The organism is Rhodoferax potami, assembly GCF_032193765.1.
In the GTDB taxonomy this organism is placed as follows: Bacteria; Pseudomonadota; Gammaproteobacteria; order Burkholderiales; family Burkholderiaceae_C; genus Allorhodoferax; species Allorhodoferax potami.
Genome location: NZ_JAVBIJ010000001.1, coordinates 2,132,637 through 2,149,919, shown reverse-complemented (window position 1 = coordinate 2,149,919; position 17,283 = coordinate 2,132,637). Strand labels below are relative to the sequence as shown.

At 61.3% G+C, this 17,283-nt stretch carries 16 protein-coding genes and 1 pseudogene; 8 read left to right on the top strand and 9 right to left on the bottom strand.

Features of this window, described 5'->3' with window-relative positions; all coding sequences use genetic code 11:
- Positions 1-49: 49 nt before the first annotated feature.
- From RAE21_RS10290 to xopAW, 5 genes are all read right to left on the bottom strand, one after another.
- Positions 50-1,258 (bottom strand): ABC transporter permease, encoded by a 1,209-nt coding sequence (locus RAE21_RS10290; protein ID WP_313881275.1) that lies wholly within the window; start codon positions 1,256-1,258, stop codon positions 50-52.
- The gene (locus tag RAE21_RS10285) at positions 1,258-1,995 is read right to left on the bottom strand and encodes an ABC transporter ATP-binding protein (protein ID WP_313881274.1); all 738 of its coding nucleotides are present in this window, start codon (positions 1,993-1,995) and stop codon (positions 1,258-1,260) included. The genes RAE21_RS10290 and RAE21_RS10285 overlap by 1 nt, the downstream gene beginning before the upstream one ends.
- A complete protein-coding gene (locus tag RAE21_RS10280) occupies positions 1,992-3,323 on the bottom strand; it encodes an efflux RND transporter periplasmic adaptor subunit (RefSeq protein WP_313881273.1) in 1,332 nt (443 codons plus the stop codon). The genes RAE21_RS10285 and RAE21_RS10280 overlap by 4 nt, the downstream gene beginning before the upstream one ends.
- Positions 3,320-4,792: an efflux transporter outer membrane subunit gene (locus RAE21_RS10275; RefSeq protein WP_313881272.1), complete on the bottom strand. Its 1,473-nt coding sequence runs from the start codon at positions 4,790-4,792 to the stop codon at positions 3,320-3,322. The genes RAE21_RS10280 and RAE21_RS10275 overlap by 4 nt, the downstream gene beginning before the upstream one ends.
- A gap of 219 nt (positions 4,793-5,011) precedes the next feature.
- Complete coding sequence (gene xopAW, locus RAE21_RS10270; protein WP_313881271.1) at positions 5,012-5,821, bottom strand: XopAW family type III secretion system calcium-binding effector; 810 nt, start codon at positions 5,819-5,821, stop codon at positions 5,012-5,014.
- 223 nt (positions 5,822-6,044) lie between these two features.
- On the opposite strand from xopAW, the gene RAE21_RS10265 reads away from it, so the two are divergent.
- Together RAE21_RS10265 and RAE21_RS10260 are read left to right on the top strand one after the other, a co-directional pair.
- Entirely contained in the window at positions 6,045-6,785 is a 741-nt protein-coding gene (locus tag RAE21_RS10265) for a response regulator (protein ID WP_313881270.1), read from the top strand.
- Positions 6,773-7,843 carry an ATP-binding protein gene (locus tag RAE21_RS10260; protein ID WP_313881269.1) on the top strand — a complete coding sequence of 357 codons (1,071 nt, stop codon included), beginning with the start codon at positions 6,773-6,775 and terminating at the stop codon, positions 7,841-7,843. Before RAE21_RS10265 ends, RAE21_RS10260 begins: the two co-directional genes overlap by 13 nt.
- A 44-nt stretch (positions 7,844-7,887) precedes the next feature.
- On the opposite strand, the gene RAE21_RS10255 is transcribed toward RAE21_RS10260, so the two are convergent.
- Positions 7,888-8,139 carry a DUF1653 domain-containing protein gene (locus RAE21_RS10255; RefSeq protein WP_313881268.1) on the bottom strand — a complete coding sequence of 84 codons (252 nt, stop codon included), beginning with the start codon at positions 8,137-8,139 and terminating at the stop codon, positions 7,888-7,890.
- Between the two features lie 16 nt (positions 8,140-8,155).
- Between RAE21_RS10255 and RAE21_RS10250 the strand changes: the two genes are divergently transcribed.
- Positions 8,156-9,427 (top strand): RsmB/NOP family class I SAM-dependent RNA methyltransferase, encoded by a 1,272-nt coding sequence (locus RAE21_RS10250; protein ID WP_313875494.1) that lies wholly within the window; start codon positions 8,156-8,158, stop codon positions 9,425-9,427.
- A 150-nt stretch (positions 9,428-9,577) separates the two neighbouring features.
- On the top strand, positions 9,578-10,792 hold the full coding sequence (locus RAE21_RS10245) for a DesA family fatty acid desaturase (RefSeq protein WP_313881267.1): 1,215 nt from the start codon (positions 9,578-9,580) through the stop codon (positions 10,790-10,792).
- Between the two features lie 237 nt (positions 10,793-11,029).
- Here the strand turns inward: RAE21_RS10245 and rpmG are convergent, their stop codons facing one another.
- The 3 genes from rpmG to trxB all read right to left on the bottom strand — a co-directional run bounded on the left by rpmG (position 11,030) and on the right by trxB (position 12,591).
- Positions 11,030-11,200 carry a 50S ribosomal protein L33 gene (gene rpmG, locus RAE21_RS10240; RefSeq protein WP_087496788.1) on the bottom strand — a complete coding sequence of 57 codons (171 nt, stop codon included), beginning with the start codon at positions 11,198-11,200 and terminating at the stop codon, positions 11,030-11,032.
- 11 nt (positions 11,201-11,211) lie between these two features.
- Positions 11,212-11,445: a 50S ribosomal protein L28 gene (gene rpmB / locus RAE21_RS10235; protein ID WP_105260014.1), complete on the bottom strand. Its 234-nt coding sequence runs from the start codon at positions 11,443-11,445 to the stop codon at positions 11,212-11,214.
- A 192-nt stretch (positions 11,446-11,637) separates the two neighbouring features.
- A complete protein-coding gene (trxB, locus tag RAE21_RS10230; RefSeq protein WP_313881266.1) occupies positions 11,638-12,591 on the bottom strand; it encodes a thioredoxin-disulfide reductase in 954 nt (317 codons plus the stop codon).
- 156 nt (positions 12,592-12,747) lie between these two features.
- On the opposite strand from trxB, the gene RAE21_RS10225 reads away from it, so the two are divergent.
- From RAE21_RS10225 to RAE21_RS10210, 4 genes and pseudogenes are all read left to right on the top strand, one after another.
- Positions 12,748-13,422, top strand: a complete 675-nt coding sequence (locus RAE21_RS10225) for a Crp/Fnr family transcriptional regulator (RefSeq protein ID WP_313881265.1) — start codon at positions 12,748-12,750, stop codon at positions 13,420-13,422.
- 42 nt (positions 13,423-13,464) lie between these two features.
- A pseudogene (locus RAE21_RS10220) lies at positions 13,465-15,792 on the top strand (DNA translocase FtsK).
- 7 nt (positions 15,793-15,799) lie between these two features.
- The gene (lolA, locus tag RAE21_RS10215; protein ID WP_313881264.1) at positions 15,800-16,429 is read left to right on the top strand and encodes an outer membrane lipoprotein periplasmic chaperone LolA; all 630 of its coding nucleotides are present in this window, start codon (positions 15,800-15,802) and stop codon (positions 16,427-16,429) included.
- Between the two features lie 26 nt (positions 16,430-16,455).
- On the top strand, positions 16,456-17,265 hold the full coding sequence (locus RAE21_RS10210) for a mechanosensitive ion channel family protein (RefSeq protein ID WP_313881263.1): 810 nt from the start codon (positions 16,456-16,458) through the stop codon (positions 17,263-17,265).
- Positions 17,266-17,283: the final 18 nt, after the last annotated feature.

The window sequence follows — 17,283 nt, the reverse complement described above, 5'->3', positions numbered from 1 at the left end:
TAAATAGAGGGCCAGAGGCGTTTTTTGATCAAAACTCCTCTGCCCCAGTTCATTCGTGCCGCAGTGCCTCGATCGGGTCCAGCCGTGCGGCCCGACGGGCGGGCACAAAACCAAACACCACGCCAATGGCCGCCGAGAAGGCAAACGACATCAGGTTCACCCCGAGGTTGAAGCTGTAGGGGATCTGCATCAGCGCGGCCAAGCCCAAAGACGCGACCGTGGCCAGCGCCACCCCCAGCAGGCCGCCCAGCGAGGCGAGCACCACGGCTTCGATCAGGAACTGCAGCAGCACCTCGCGCTCCAGCGCGCCGATGGCCAGGCGCAGGCCGATCTCGCGGGTGCGCTCAGTCACGCTTACCAGCATGATGTTCATCACTCCGATGCCGCCCACCAGCAGGCTCACGGCGGCCACGGCGCCCAAAAGGGTGGTCATGATCTGTGTGGTGCCCGACAGGGTGTCGGCCAGTTGCTTGGTGTCCAGCACGTTGAAGTTGTCTTCCACACCATCGGCCAGCTTGCGCTGCTCGCGCAGCAGCTGGGTAATGCCCGCCTTGATGCGGGTGGCATCGCTGCCCTCGGCCATGGAGACCAGCAGTGTGTTGACCCGGGTGTTGCCGGTGATGCGGCGTTGCAGGGTTTTGAGGGGCACCAGCACCACATCGTCCTGGTCGTTGCCAAAGCTGCCCTGGCCCTTGGAGGCCAGAATGCCTACCACCTCGCACGACACCTGCTTGACCCGCAGGGCCTGGCCCAGGGCCGGGGTGCTGCCAAACATTTCGCGGCGCACGGTTTCGCCAATGATGCAGCTGGCGGCGCCGGCGCGCAGCTCGTCGTCGCTGAACTCGCGTCCCTCCTGGAGCAGCCAGTTGCCAGTGGTGAGCCAGGCATTGCTGCTGCCGACCACGCTCGACGTCCAGTTGCGGCCATTGGCCACCACCGTAGCGCTGCTGCGCGACTCGGGCGCTACCGCCGAGACCCCGCCGATCTGGCCGGCAATGGCGGTGGCATCGGCCTCTTTGAAGGACGGCGCTGCGCCACCCCCAGCACCCGGGCCCATGCGTTGGCCGGGGCGGATTTGCAGCAAGTTGGTGCCCAGGCTCGATATTTGGGTCTGCACCGCCTGTGTGGCGCCGTTGCCCAAGGTCACCATGGTGATGACGGCGCTCACGCCGATCACAATGCCCAGCACCGTGAGAAAGGACCGCATCAGGTTGCGCCGGATGGAGCGCAGGGCCAGCAATATGGTGTTGAGCAGCATCAGTGCACCTCTTGCGGGGCTGCTGCGTGCCGCTGCACAGGGTGGGGGTTGAGCACATCACTCTCCACCAGGCCGTCCACAAAACGCACCATGCGTTTGGCATAGGCCGCCATGTCGGGTTCGTGGGTCACCATGAGCACGGTAATGCCGTGCTGCACGTTCAGGTCTTGCAGCAGCTCCATGATTTCGGCGCTGCGTTTGGTGTCGAGGTTTCCGGTGGGCTCGTCGGCCAGCAGCACGGTGGGTTGGGTGACGATGGCGCGGGCAATCGCCACTCGCTGCTGCTGCCCTCCAGACAGTTCGGCCGGTGTGTGGTGCTCCCAGCCTTGCAGGCCCACCTGGGCCAGCGCCCGTGCTGCGGCCTGGTGGCGCGCTTGTGCCGACTCTCCGCGGTACAGCAAGGGCAGCTCCACATTTTCTTGCGCCGAGGTGCGGGCCAGCAAGTTAAAGCCCTGAAACACAAAGCCCAGGTAGTGGCGGCGCAGGCGTGCGCGCTGGTCGCGGCCCAAGGTTTCGACGTGCACGCCCTGGAACAAGTATTCGCCGGTGGTGGGTGTGTCAAGGCAGCCCAGGGTGTTCATGGCGGTGGACTTGCCCGAGCCGCTGGGACCCATGATGGCCACAAAGTCCCCGGCCTCAATGCGCAGGTTCACCCCTTTGAGGGCCTGCAGGGCGGTAGCGCCTTCGCCATAGGTGCGGGTCACGCCCTTGAGCTCAATCAGCGGTGCCGCACTCATGGTTTGGCCCCGGCGCTGCGCTGGTCGGTGATCACCAGCATATCGGGGGCCAGCTCGCCGCCGGTGACTTCGGTCATGCGGCCGTCGCTGATGCCGGTTTGCACCGGGACGGCGGTGGCCACGCCATCGCGCAGCACCCACACCTGTTTGTTGCCGCCGGCCGCGGTGCCTGCGGTTTTGCGGGCGGTGCCGCCGGGCATACGGGGCAAAAGGCTGCCCACAACGCTGCTGCCACCAGCACCGGCACCTGCACCGGCCTTGCCAGCCGTGCTGCTGGGGCTGTAGCGCAGGGCGGTGTTGGGCACCAACAGCACGTCTTTGCGCTCCGTGGCGGTGATGGTGGCGGTGGCTGTCATGCCGGGGCGCAGGGTCAGGTCGCTGTTGTCGACCTCCAAATAGGTGATGTAAGTGACCACATTCTCAGTCGTGGTGGAGCCATAGGCCACGCGGGTGATGGTGGCGGGAAATCTGCGCGAAGGGTAGGCGCTGACGGTGAAGCTGGCTTTTTGCCCCACTTTCACCGAGCCCACATCGGCCTCGTCCACATTCACCTGCAGGCGCAGCTTGCTCAGGTCTTCTGCCACGCTCAGCAGCGTGACGGCTTGCAGCGATGCGGCTACCGCATTGCCCGGCTCGACAGTGCGGGTGAGCACCACGCCGTCGATCGACGAGCGGATCGACGCCTTCGACAGGTTGGTAGCGTCGCTGGACACACCGGCTTGCGCCTCGATCACACTGGCGCGGGCGCTGGCCTCGTCGGCCTGGGCGCGCTCCAGGGTGGCGCGGGCGCTGTCGAGTTCGGTTTTGGACGGAACCTTGCCGCCCGAGAGGCGGGCCACCTCTTCCAGCCGGGCCAGGCTGAGCTGGGACTCTTTGACGGTGACCACGGTTTGCGCCACTTTGGCCTGGGTGGCACTCAGGGCGGCGCGGCTTTTGGTGAGCTGGTCGTTGAGTTTGGCGGTGTCCAGCTCGACCAGCAGTTGGCCTTTGCGCACACGGTCGTTCACATCCACCAGCACATTGCGTACCGTGCCCGAGAGCTCGCTGCCGATGTTGACCGAGCGGGTGGGCTGCAGCGTGCCATTGGCCGACACGCTGAGGGTGAGGTTACCGCGTTGCACGACCTCGCTCACATAGGTGGGCGCCGCTTGGGCTTGGCGCTGGTTTTGCCACGCATAGGCGCCTGCCAGGGCGAGCAGCACGGCGGCGGCGCTGCCCCACACCACAGGCCGGCGCCACCAGACGGGTGGGGGTGCGGTTTGCAGCAAGGCCTGAATATCGGCGGTGCTGGGCACGGCGGAAGAAATGGGTGCGGTGTCGGTGCTCATGGTTGTCCTGCAGAAAGTGGGGCGGGCGTGGCGGCTTGGGTGGCTGCAGCGTCAGGCTGCCAGCCGCCGCCCAGCGCCTTGTAGAGGCGCACATGGCCGGTGCCCAGGTCGGTCAGGGTGTTGGCCACGCTGTTTTGCGCGCTCAAGAGGGTGCGCTGGGTGCTCAGCACGGTTTGAAAGTCGATCAGCCCGCTGGTGTAGCGCTGGCTGGCTAAGAGTGCGGCCAGCTCGGCTGCACTGGCGGCGCTTTGCAGATGCTGCAGGCGTGCGCGCTGGCCACGCAGGGCGGCCAGGGCGTCTTCCACCTCTTGCAGTGCGGTGAGCACCGTGCTTTGGTAGCTGGCTTGGGCTTGCACCAGTGCGGCCTTTTGGGCCCGCAGGGTGGCGGCATTGGCGCCGCCGTCCAACACCGGCAGCGACACACTGGCCAGCAGGCTGCTGAGCACGCTGGCGCCATTGGTCAGCCCGGCCAAGGTCACTGCGCTCAGCCCTAGCGATCCGCCAATCGAAAACGTGGGGTAGCGCGCTGCATCCGCTACCTCGACACGGGCCAGGGCGGCGGCGATGCGCGCCTCCTCGGCGCGCACATCGGGGCGCTGGCGCAAGGTGTCTGCCGGAAAGGCCATGGCCAACTGCTCGGGCGCACGCGGAATGGGGGCCGCCGTGCCGAGCGGGCTCACTAGCGCGGTAGGGGTTTGCCCGGTCAGCACCGCCAGGCTGTGTTGGCTGGCTGCAATGCTGGCCTGCAGGGTCGGGATCTCGGCCCGGGTTTGCTCAACTGCCGTGCGCGCTTGCGCTACCTCCAGGCTTGTGGTCAGGCCGGCCTGGGCGCGCCAGTCGGTGAGCTGCAAGGTTTCTTGCTGGCTGCTGAGGTTGGTCTGCGCAATCGCCAGCTGGCTTTGCTGGCCGCGCAGTTGCAAATAGGCCAAGGCCACCTCGGCTGCCAGCGAGACCTGGGCATCGGCCAGCGTGGCTTGCTGGGCTTGGGCGTCGCCTTCGCTGGCATTCAGGGCGGCGCGCTTGGCGCCGAAGAGGTCTGGCTCCCAGCTGGCGTCCAGCCCAACTTTGAAGGCGTTGGTGGCCGGCAGCTCGTTGGTCTGGTTGCGCTGGCCGGAGCCGCTGGCGTTCAGGCCGGGCAGCAGGGCACCTTGTTTGGCATCGCGCAGGGCGCGCGCTTGCTGCAGTGCGGCCGTGGCCTTGCGCAGGCTGGGGTTGGCTTGCAGCGCTTGGATGACCAGGGCGGAGAGCTGTGGGTCCTGGAACAGCTCCCACCACCGGGCAAGGCTGTCGGGTGTGGCGCTGCTGGCCTGCGTCCATTGCGACGGTAGCGCCACCGGCGCGGCAGCAGGCACAGCATCTGGCGGATCCATGGTGGCCGCCTGGCTGCCCAGCGCGGCCACGGCCAGCAGGCATGCGGCTGCGCAATGCCGCAGCGGCAAACGACGTGAAGAGGAGGGAAAAGGTGCCATAGGCCGATGGTGTGGTGCTGGGGTGTCGCCTTCATGCTGTGCAGGTAAAGACGGGTAAAGACAGGCCGAGGCAGCAAAAAGGCCGGATCCACCGAAATGGCCCGGCCTTGTATTTGCTATGAATTCAGGAGCGGCAGGCGCAATGAATACCTGCGCTAGAGACCTAAATCATGCGGAAGTACTGAGGGTGCGGGTACTGTCGGTCAGGCCCTCGGCGACCTAGGCGTAGATCTTTTGGGCCAGCTCGGCAATTTGCTGGTTGGTGGTGGTGTTGCCGCTGGCATCGCTGCTGCTGGCTAGGCTGGCGACGGCCTCTTGGAGTTCGCCCACCATGCGTTCCATCTCGGACACGGTGCCGTCCTGGTTGGTGTCCAGCGTGTCGTAAGTGGTGGTGCTGCTGGACTCGGTCTTGCCGGCACCGCCGGGGCCGCCGCTTGGAGGAGGACCGCCCGGGCCGCCCGGACCACCGGGGCCTTGTGCGCCTTGGGGCCCTTGGGCACCCGCGGGCGGCTGGGGCCGGCCGGCATCGAACTCAGCCTGCGACAAAGAGCCGCTGCCATCGGCATCGAGCAGGCTGAAATCCTGGCTGACGTATTGGCCGGACTCTGACTTGATTTTGTCGGTCAGCACTTGCAGCTCGTCCTGGCTGACCGCGCCATCTCTATCCGTGTCGACCTTGCTGAACAGGTCGTCCTGGCTGCCATTGCTGCCGCCCATGCCGCGCGACTGTGCGAAGTCCATGGTCGATGGCGGAGGCATCAGGTCTTTCATGCCCTTGTCCAGCTCGTCGCTGGAGAGGCTGCCGTCGGCGTTGCTGTCCATTTTGGTGAACAACTCTTGACTGTCGCCCAGGCTGGCCCCGGTTTTGCTGGCGACGTCGCTCAACATACTGCTGAGTTCGGTCTGGTCGACGCCGCCACTGCTGTCGGTATCGACCTTGGCGAACATCTTCGCCTGGTGCTGCGCCCGCTGCGCACTGACTGCGGCCCAAGCGCTGCTGGAGCCACTGACCCCGCTGATGCTGCTCATGGTCATTTCCTTTCAAAATAGGTGGTTGGTGTGCCACCCGGAACCACAAGCACCGAGCGACCGCCCCATTCTTGAAAGCGCAGGTATCGCCGGTTTGTCTGCTTTGTACCGGGCCTGATACACAAGGCGGTTTCAAGCGGGGAGATGCGGGCGGCCCACCCGCCATTTCGGGGCTTTGCGGGGCGGGTGGTTTTCTACACTGACCGGGCCGCAGGGACTGTCCATGAATACCAAGATATCCATCCTCATCGTCGACGACGACGCCGAAATCACCGAGCTGCTGGGCGACTACCTCAGTCGCTTTAACTTCGAGGTGCACACCGCCTGTGACGCCGACAGCATGCGCGCCCAACTGGAGCGCCATACCGTGAACCTGGTGGTGCTGGATGTGATGCTGCCGGGCACCGATGGCCTCACGCTGTCCCGCGAAATCCGGGAGCGTTCGCAGATCCCGGTGATCATGCTCACCGCGCGGACCACCACCTTTGACCGCATCATGGGGCTAGAAAACGGGGCGGACGATTACATGGGCAAACCCTTTGAGCCGCGTGAGCTGGTCGCCCGCATCCACACCGTGCTGCGCCGTTCGCAAGGCGCCCACGACGCCGCCCCGAACCTGGCCCGCAGCGACGTGGTTTGTTTTGACGGCTGGGAGCTGCACCGCGAGGAGCGCACTCTGGTGTCGCCCACCGGTTTGGTGGTGGCCCTCTCCAATGCCGAGTTCCGGCTCTTGAATACCTTTTTGCAGACGCCCCGGCGCCTGTTCAGCCGCGACCAGCTGATGGAGCAAGCGCGCGGCCGCGCCATGGACGCGTTTGAGCGCAGCATTGACCTGCTGGTCTCCCGGCTTCGGCAAAAGCTGGCCGATGACCCGGACGAGCCCTCCATGATCAAAACCGTGCGCGGCGCGGGTTACATGTTCAATGTCCAGTCGGTCCAAGGGCGGATGGCATGGCGGGTGTGAGCCTGCTGCACACCTGGAGGGCGCGACTGGCTTCGGGCGCGGAGCGCTGTTTACCGGATAGTTTGTTCGGCCGCTTGGCCATGCTGCTGGCGGTGGCTGTGATCAGCAGCCATGTGCTTGCGCTCACCATGTTGTTTGAGATGCGGCCGGATTTTCCGCCCGGCATGCCACCACCTGGCTTGCCGCTGCCGCCCCACGGGCCACCGCCATTGGAGTTGCTGCTGGACATTGGGGTACGTCTTTCGGCCCTTTTGTTGGCGGCGTGGATCGGTGCCCGTTGGCTGTCAGACCCGGTGCGGCGCCTGGCCGGTGCGGCCCGGGAGCTGGGCCACAACATTCACCGGCCACCGTTGCCCGAGAGCGGCACCCGCGAATGCCGCGAGGCCACCCAGGTGTTCAACCGGATGCAGCAGCGCATCCGGGCCCAGCTGGAAGAGCGCGACCAGTTCGTGGCCGCGGTGTCGCACGACCTGCGCACGCCGCTGACCCGATTGGCTCTGCGCGCCGAATCCTTGAAGGATGCAGCCGACCGCCAGCGCTTTGCCAAAGATGTCGCGGAGATGGACACCATGATCCGGGTCACCCTGGACTATTTGCGGGGTGCCGCCGATGCGGAGCCCTGGGTGCCGATGGACATGGTGTCGCTGGTTGAGAGCCTGGCGCACGACCAGCAGGACTGTGGCCATGATGTGCAGGCCCTGACCCTGCCACCTGTGCCCCCGGTGCGGGCGCAGCCCACCGCGCTGCGGCGGTGCATCAGCAATTTGCTGGACAACGCGGTGCGCTACGGCGGCAGTGCCCGGGTGCACCTCGTACCGGCAGGGCCGATGCTGCGGGTGCTGGTGCATGACGATGGCCCCGGAATCCCTGAGGCCGAGCTCAGCAGGGTGCTGCAGCCCTTTTATCGGGTGGAGGGTTCTCGCAACCGGCACACCGGTGGGGTAGGTCTGGGTTTGGCTGCCGCCCACGATATTGCGCGCCAGCACGGGGGCAGCTTGCAGCTGCGCAACCGGCCCGGTGGGGGCATCGAGGCTGAGCTGGTGCTGCCTTTGGGCTAGTTTTGCTATAAAAAAGAGAGCTGCTTACGCTTACTAAGCGTGAGCTAGGTGGCTTTTTCTTGGGTAATGAGGGTGAAGCGCGGTTGGGTCACACCGTCAATCACCACGGTTTCCAAAAACATGGCGGCCGGGCGCACCCACAGGCCCTGTTCGCCGTACAGCGCGCGGTAAAGGGTCATGGGCTCGCAGGTTTCGCTGTGGCGCACCGTGTCCAGCACTTGGTACATGCCGCCCTTGTAATGGCGGTATGTACCGGGTGGGGTGACAACGAGTGGGGGGAGTTTTTCATCGAACATGGGACAATACTAGGCTATGCATCCAAAAGCTCTGCTTGACGCCTGTTCCGAATTGGTCCGGCTCACTCTCAAATTCGACCATCCCGCAGACGCCATCGTCTCCCGTTTTTTCCGCGACAACCGTGGCTTGGGGCCGCGCGAGCGCGCCACCCTCGCCGAAACGGTCTACACCGTTTTGCGCAAAAAACTGCTGTTTGACCACCTGGCGCCTTCCGGTAGCGGCCCCAAGGAGCGCCGTTTGGCGATTCTGGGTTTTTACGGCCCCGGTGATTTCCTGCGCAGCGCATTGACGGACCAAGAAAAGCGCTGGCTCGACCAGTGCGAAGCCGTCAAGCCCGAAGACTTGATGGAGCGCCATCGCCACAACCTGCCTGAATGGCTGGTGCAGCCCTTGAAAGACCAGTTGGGCGCTGGTTTCTGGCCTTTGGTGGAAAACCTGAACCTCGGCGCAGGCCTGGATTTGCGTGTTAACGCACTTAAAGCCAAGCGCGCCGATGTGCAAAAAGAACTCCAACAAGCGGGTATCAAGGCAGTGCCGACCCCGTTTTCCCCTTGGGGCTTGCGCATTGCGGGCAAACCCGCACTGAACAAGAACGAGGCGTTTTTGCGCGGTGATTTTGAAGTTCAGGACGAGGGCTCCCAGCTGCTCGCCATGTTGGTCGACGCCAAGCGCGGCGAAATGGTGGTGGACTTTTGTGCGGGCGCCGGTGGCAAAACTTTGGCCCTGGGCGCTTCGATGCGCAGCACCGGCCGCCTGTACGCGTTTGACACCTCCGCCCACCGCCTCGATGCGCTCAAACCACGCATGGCGCGCAGCGGTCTGTCCAATGTGCACCCGGCAGCCATCGCGCACGAGCGGGATGACCGTGTGAAACGCCTGACAGGCAAGCTCGACCGGGTGTTGGTGGACGCGCCTTGCACCGGCTTGGGAACTTTGCGCCGTAATCCGGACCTTAAGTGGCGCCAGACGATGGCCGGTGTAGAAGAGATGGCGGTGAAACAGGCCGCGATTCTGCAAAGTGCATCGCGCATGGTGAAGTCGGGTGGTCGCCTGGTGTATGCAACCTGCAGCGTATTGCCGCAGGAAAACGAAGCGATTGCCGAAGCCTTTGCTGCAGCCAACCCAGACTTTGTGCCTTTGTCGGCCGGAGAAGTCTTGGCAGCACAGAAGGTGGAGGGCGCCCCAAGCTTGTGCGCCGGCGGCGAAGACGGGCAGCTTTACCTCCGTTTGTGGCCTCATCGCCACGGAACGGACGGTTTCTTTGCTGCGGCTTGGCAAAAGAAGTGATTGTTTTGACGAAAGTTAATGTTTTTTAACTTCGTTTTGATTTAAGTCGCCCAAAATTGGCTGCCGCGTCTAAAATAGCGGTCTCACAAGGCGGTGTAGGTCGCCGCCTTGTCATAACTAACCAAACCTCGTTGAGAGATTGAGCAAACTATGTTGTTACCTGACTGGGCAGTTTTGAACGCAGCCATCGAGTGGCTGGCCCATGGCACGTGGGATCTGGCTTGGTGGCAAATTGTTTTGTTCACTTTGGCGTTGACGCACATCACCATGATCAGTGTGACGGTCTTCTTGCACCGCCACCAAGCGCACCGGTCTTTGGACCTGCACCCGATCGCGTCCCATTTCTTCCGTTTCTGGCTGTGGCTGACGACAGGCCAAGTTACCAAAGAGTGGGCGGCGATCCACCGCAAGCACCACGCCAAGTGCGAGCAGGCGGAAGATCCGCACAGCCCCCATGTGCATGGCATCAAAACCGTGTTGTTCCGCGGAGCGGAACTCTACCGCGCAGAGTCCAAGAACAAGGAAACTATGGCCCGTTTCGGCCACGGCACGCCCGATGACTGGATTGAGCGCAACCTGTACACCCGCTTCTCTTGGCAGGGCGTGGGTTTGATGATGATCATCGACCTGTTTTTGTTCGGTGCAGCTGGTCTTGCAGTCTGGGCTTTGCAAATGGCGTGGACGCCTATCACCGCTGCCGGCATCATCAACGGCGCGGCCCACTATTGGGGCTACCGCAACTTTGAGGCGACCGACGCTTCCACCAACATCTCTCCTTGGGGCATCATCATTGCTGGTGAAGAGTTGCACAACAACCACCACACCTACCCTACATCAGCAAAGCTGTCGGTGAAGCCTTACGAGTTCGATATCGGCTGGATGTATATCTCCATCATGAGCGCCTTGGGTTTGGCGAAAGTCAAAAAGACACCGCCTAAAGCCGCTTACGGTGATGTCCGCCCTGTGGCTGATGAGAAAACCCTCGAGGCGCTGATCGCTAACCGTTATGAAATCATGGCCGCCTATGCCAACGGTGTGCGCCAGGCAGCACGTGTTGAGCTCGCAGCCATGAAAGCGCGTAGCGCAGATGCCGCTGTGATCCAAGCCGCCAAACGCTGGATGCACCGCGATGTGGAGAAAGTGCCGGCCGCTGAGGCTTCGCAATTGGCTCAGGCCCGTGCAGCCTCGCCGGTTCTGGACAAGATGGTGACGATGCGCGAAGAGTTGCGCCAGTTGTGGCTGAACACTAGCGTCTCTCGCGAGCAGCTGACCAAAGATCTGCAAGCATGGTGCCACCGCGCTGAAGAGAGCGGTATTGCCGCCCTGCGTGACTTCTCTATGAAGCTGCGTGCTGCACGCGTCTAAGCGTTTGCCTTTCAGTATTGAAGCCCGCCTAGTGCGGGCTTTTTTACGCTTGTATGTTTCTCTATAGCGAGAGGTGGTGAGTGCGTCGGCTTTGCGTAGGTCAAGGAGGAGCCCGCAGGGCGGGGGACACGAAGCAAAGCCGGCGCACTCACCACCTCGTTCGGAGCGAAACAGCTCAAAAGTAATGGGCGTAAAAAAGCCCGCTCAAGGCGGGCTTTTCATCAAGGCAAGCGTGAATTACTTCAGCTTGATTTCCTTGTAGTCGACGTGCTTGCGAGCAACGGGATCAAATTTCTTGATCAACATTTTCTCGGGCATGGTCTTCTTGTTCTTGTCGGTCGTGTAGAAGTGACCGGTACCAGCTGTAGATTCCAGCTTGATTTTTTCGCGTCCGCCTTTGGTTGCCATGGTGTTGCTCCTTATGCCTGGCCACGTGCGCGCAAATCTGCGAGCACAACATCGATACCCTTTTTGTCGATCAGGCGCAAACCTGCATTCGAAATCCGCAGGCGAACCCAACGGTTTTCAGTTTCGACCCAGAAACGGCGATATTGCAGGTTCGGCAGGAACCGGCGCTTGGTTTTGTTGTTGGCGTGGGAAACATTGTTTCCGACCATGGGGCCTTTGCCCGTTACTTCACATACGCGTGCCATGTGGACACTCCGATTGATACGGCCAGTGCAAAAGTACACCGACCTCACCTCGCCAAAAAAAGGGTGGCGGTAACCCCCCGTCGATCACCTCAACGGAATCTGCTGAACCCCTTCCAGAAGGGCGGCCCCTCACGGGGCGAATTCAGCAAAGCCTCAGATTATAGCCGGTTCGAAAAATGCAGCCCTGAGGGCTTATTCCTGCTGCTCGAGGAAGCGCTGTGCATCAAGTGCCGCCATGCAACCGGTGCCAGCGCTGGTGATGGCTTGGCGGTAGACATGGTCTTGCACGTCGCCGGCTGCAAATACGCCGGGAATGCTGGTCTGGGTGGCAAAGCCCTTGAGGCCACCATTGGTGACGATGTAGCCATTTTCCAGAGTGAGCTGGCCCTGGAAGATGTCGGTATTCGGTGCATGGCCAATCGCAATGAAACAGCCTTTGAGTGTCACGTCTTCCGTAGAGCCGTCGTGCACGCTTTTCAGGCGAATGCCGGTCACGCCTGTGGAGTCGCCCAAAACCTCTTCCAGCGTTTGGAAGGTCTTCAGCTCGATCTTGCCAGCAGCCACTTTGTCCATCAGCTTGTCCACGAGGATCGGTTCTGCCTTGAATTTGTCGCGACGGTGCACCAGATAAACCTTGCTGGCGATGTTGGAGAGGTAGAGCGCTTCTTCGACCGCGGTGTTACCGCCGCCGACCACGCAGCACACTTCATTGCGATAGAAAAAACCGTCGCAGGTGGCGCAGCCGGATACGCCCCGGCCCATGAAGGCGGACTCCGAGGGCAGGCCCAGGTATTTGGCAGATGCGCCGGTGGCAATGATCAGCGAGTCGCAGGTGTAGCTGTCGGTGTCGCCTTTCAGTGTGAAGGGGCGCTTGCTCAAGTCGACTGCATTGATGTGGTCAAAAATGATTTCTGTTTTGAAGCGCTCTGCGTGCTCTTGGAAGCGCTGCATCAGTTCGGGGCCCTGAACGCCGTTCACATCAGCGGGCCAGTTGTCGACTTCGGTGGTAGTCATGAGTTGGCCGCCTTGGGCGATGCCGGTCACCAGGACGGGGTTGAGGTTGGCCCGAGCGGCATAAACCGCTGCGGTGTAGCCTGCAGGACCGGATCCGAGGATCAAAACCTTGGCGTGCTTGGAATTAGACATGTTGTAACCTTCTTCGACGAAAATCAGAGATCGAGCCGTGTACAGTTCGATCGGACCGCAACCTCATGGGGTTGCGCTTGCGGGTTCTTCTGGGCATTTCAAAGCCCGACCCCCGATTGTAGGAAATCGCATAAAAGCAAGCAGGAGCGCTTATCAATGGCAATGTTGAGTAACCAGGATTTAATCCGCCGAGTCCCTCTTTTCGCCAATTTGACCCTGGAGCAGGTAGAGGACTTGGCTGGCAATGTCACCAAGCGCAAGATCAAGAAAGGGGAGGATGTGGTGCAGCAGGGCGAAATCTCGAACGCCCTCTACCTGATCCTTTCCGGCCGAGCCCATGTCGTAAAGACCGACAGCAAAGGCAAAGAAGTCATCCTCGCGACCTTGAAGGCCGGAGACTACATCGGCGAGATGAGCTTGATTGACAACGAGGCCCACTCCGCTACGGTTCAAGCAGATACGCAAATGGATGTGCTGGTGCTGGGGCGAGAAGACTTTACCCGCGCAGTCAATGCCAACATCACCATCATGGCGGCTGTTATGCGGGGGCTGGTCCAGCGCCTGCGCACCGCCGATCAAAAAATTGTTTCATTGGCCCTGATGGGTGTGTACGGGCGTGTGGCCAACGTATTGCTGGACATGGCCGAGCCGGTAGACAAGAGCGAAATGCTGATCCGCGAAAAAGTGTCGCGCTCGGACCTTTCCAAAATGGTGGGCGCTTCCCGCGAGATGGTCAGCCGTGTCATGAAAGACTTCGAGGACCAGGGCTTTATCAAAACCAACAAGGACGGTGGTATCCGGGTGTGGGAGCGCCGCTCCAAACCCCGCTGATCTACAGCGTCTGCGCAGCCGGATCGGGCTGCGTGTCTGCACATGACCTATTCATTACACACACTTCATTCCCCGACACGTAAAAAGGTTTAAGAGCCCCCCGCGGGTGTGAGTCGCTTTGCGAGCGAAATTGCACTGGTGGTGGGCTTTGTGCTGCTGGCCTTGTGGCTGATCGCGCTGTTCAGCCATTCTGCGCAGGACGCTGCCTGGTCCACTTCGGGCTCGGGCGCGCCGACCAAGAACCATGTGGGGCGCTTGGGTGCCCTGTGGTCAGATCTGAGCTATTTCCTTTTCGGTTTCTCGGTGTGGTGGTGTGTTGCCGCTGCAGCGCGTGGTTGGTTGTCTTTGTTGGCCCAGCGATTGCGTGGAGATGGTCCGCAAGAGCCGGTGGCAGTTGCGCCGGTGAACCGCCGTTGGTTGTTCTGGTGTGGCTTGGCTCTGTTGATGTGTTCCAGCACCTCGCTCGAGTGGGCGCGCCTGTACCGCTTGGAGTTGATGCTCCCGGGTGCCAGTGGCGGTGCCATGGGGCAATTGATCGGGCCTTGGAGCGTGCGTTGGATGGGCTTTGCTGGGTCAGGCTTGGTGGCAATCGTGCTCGGCTTGGTGGGCGTTTCGATGGTGTTTAATTTTTCGTGGCCGCGGGTCGCGGAGCGCATCGGTGCCTTCTTGTATTCCTTGCTGGAGAGTCGCCGCGAGAAGAAAGAGGAAGCCCAAGATCGTGAATTGGGCCAATTGGCGGTTCGCGAGCGTGAAGAGGTTTTCCTCGAGGAGCGTGAGGAGACGGTGGTGTACCAAGCGCCGGCCCCGGTCGTGATTGAGCCTGTGCTGGTGGAGCTGCCGCCTAGCGTGCGGGTCGCCAAGGAGCGGCAAAAGCCTTTGTTCACTGAGATGCCCGATAGCAAATTGCCCCAAGTGGCACTGCTGGATGACCCGCAAGTGCGGCAGGAAACGGTGTCTCCCGAGACGCTGGAAATGACCAGCCGCATGATCGAGAAGAAGTTGAAAGACTTTGGCGTCGAAGTGCGTGTGGTGCTGGCCCAGCCGGGGCCGGTCATTACCCGGTACGAAATCGAACCTGCCACCGGCGTCAAGGGCTCGCAGATCGTGGGCTTGGCGAAAGACTTGGCGCGGAGCTTGAGCTTGGTTTCCATCCGGGTAGTGGAGACCATTCCGGGCAAAAACTACATGGCGCTGGAGTTGCCCAATGCCAAGCGCCAAAGCATCCGCCTCTCGGAGATTTTGGGTTCGCAGGTCTACAACGAAGCCAAGTCCATGCTCACAATGGGCTTAGGCAAAGACATCATCGGCAACCCTATCGTGGCTGATCTCGCCAAGATGCCGCACGTGCTGGTGGCGGGCACTACCGGCTCGGGCAAGTCGGTGGGTATCAACGCCATGATCTTGTCCTTGCTCTACAAGGCCGAGGCCCGTGACGTGCGCCTGCTGATGATCGACCCCAAGATGCTGGAAATGTCGGTCTATGAAGGCATCCCGCATTTGTTAGCCCCCGTGGTTACCGATATGAAGCAGGCGGCACATGGCCTGAACTGGTGCGTGGCCGAGATGGAAAAGCGCTACAAGCTCATGAGCAAGATGGGTGTGCGTAACCTGGCTGGATACAACGTCAAGATCGACGAAGCCAAAGCCAAGGGCGAGTTCATTTACAACCCCTTTAGCCTCACGCCTGAGAGTCCTGAGCCCTTGCAGCGCTTGCCGCACATCGTGGTCATCATCGATGAGCTGGCCGATTTAATGATGGTGGTGGGCAAGAAGATTGAAGAGTTGATTGCGCGGCTGGCCCAGAAGGCGCGAGCGGCTGGCATCCACTTGATTTTGGCCACTCAGCGTCCCAGTGTGGACGTGATTACGGGTCTGATCAAGGCCAACATTCCGACGCGCATCGCGTTTTCGGTAGGCTCCAAAATCGACAGCCGCACCATCCTGGACCAGATGGGCGCAGAGGCTCTGCTGGGTATGGGTGACATGCTCTACATGGCCAGTGGAACCGGGTTCCCGGTGCGGGTGCATGGCGCGTTTGTGAGTGACGACGAGGTGCACCGCGTGGTGAGCTACCTCAAGAGCCAAGGTGAGCCAGACTACATCGAAGGCGTGCTCGAAGGTGGCACGGTCGATGGAGAGGACGGCCCCGGCGGAGAAGAGGGCGGCGGCGAAAAAGACCCGATGTACGACCAGGCGGTTGAGGTGGTCCTCAAGAATCGCAAGGCCAGTATCTCGCTGGTACAGCGGCACCTCAAAATTGGCTATAACCGCGCAGCCCGGCTTGTGGAAGACATGGAAAAAGCAGGGCTGGTCAGTGCCATGAGCGGTAGCGGCCAGCGCGAGATTTTGGTACCGAGTCGTAACGAATAAGGTAGATATGAAGCGTTTTGCTACATTTTTAATAGCTGCTTGCGCAATATCTGCGTGGGCTAGCGGCATGAATGACTTAGAGTCCTTTGTGCGCAATGTCAAATCTGGCAGGGCGGATTTCACGCAGGTGGTCACGGCGCCGCCCCGAGATGGTCAAGTGGCGCGCAGCAAAACCTCCAGCGGGACGTTTGAGTTCGCGCGCCCGGGGCGTTTCAAATTCACTTACAAAAAACCGTTTGAACAACTGATCGTGGCCGATGGGCAAACGGTGTGGCTGTACGACGTGGACCTGAACCAGGTCACTGCCCGCAAGCAAGCGCAGGCCTTGGGCTCCACGCCCGCGGCCTTGATTGCATCATCGGCAGACATCAAGACGTTGCAAAACGATTTCAATCTTGCAGACGCCGCTGACCAGGATGGCTTGCAATGGGTATTGGGATTTCCCAAAGCCAAAGACAACCAGCTGCAGTCGGTGCGGGTGGGCTTTCGCCAAAACCAACTGGAAAAACTTGAAATAGTCGACACTTTCGGCCAAAAATCAGTTATCACCTTCAGCGGATTCCAGACCAACGCCGTTATAAATCCCGAACTGTTTCAGTTCAAGCCGCCTGCAGGGGCGGATGTCGTCCGCCAGTAGGCGGTATCACTATCGGGAGTACAGGTATGAATACGGAAGTTATTTGGAATTTTTTAAGCACCCAAGGTGCGGACTTCGGTTTGAAGCTCATGGGCGCGCTGGCCGCCTGGATTATTGGCCGCTGGCTGATTGGCATGGCACTGCGCCTCTTAGGTGCGGGTTTGCAGCGCGGTGGAAAAGTAGACCAGACACTGGCCAACTACCTGACCTCCATTATTTCGGTGTTGCTCAACATCGTTTTGATTCTCGCGATTCTTGATATTTTTGGTGTCAAAACGACCTCCTTTGCCGCGCTGCTCGCAGGCGCAGGCCTTGCGATCGGTACCGCATGGGGCGGCTTACTGACGCACTTTGCGGCTGGCGTGTTTATGCAAGTCCTTCGTCCGTACAAAGTGGGTGATTTCGTCACGGCCGGTGGTATCACCGGTACGGTGAAAGAGTTGGGCCTTTTCGGGACCACGCTGATCACGCCCGACAACGTGATCACCATCGTCGGAAACAACACCGTATTCTCCGGTTCGATTCAAAACTTCAGCGTGCTGCCGCATCGCCGGGTGGATTGCCTGGCCAAGGTTGCCAACGGTGTGAATGTGCAGGACGCTATTGCCCGCTTGCGCACCGCTGTGGCGGCGATTCCCAATGTGGCCACTTCGCCAGCGCCGGATATCGAAATTCTGCAGTTCACCCCCGAAGGTCCTCTGCTGTGCGTGCGCCCTTACACCCATACAGACCACTACTGGCAGGTGTACTTTGACACGCACAAAGCGGTCGTTGAGACATTTGGTGCTGCTGGCTACCCGGTGCCCGAAACACCCGTTGCACATCGCAACCTGTAATCTGTGAGAGGGCCTGCG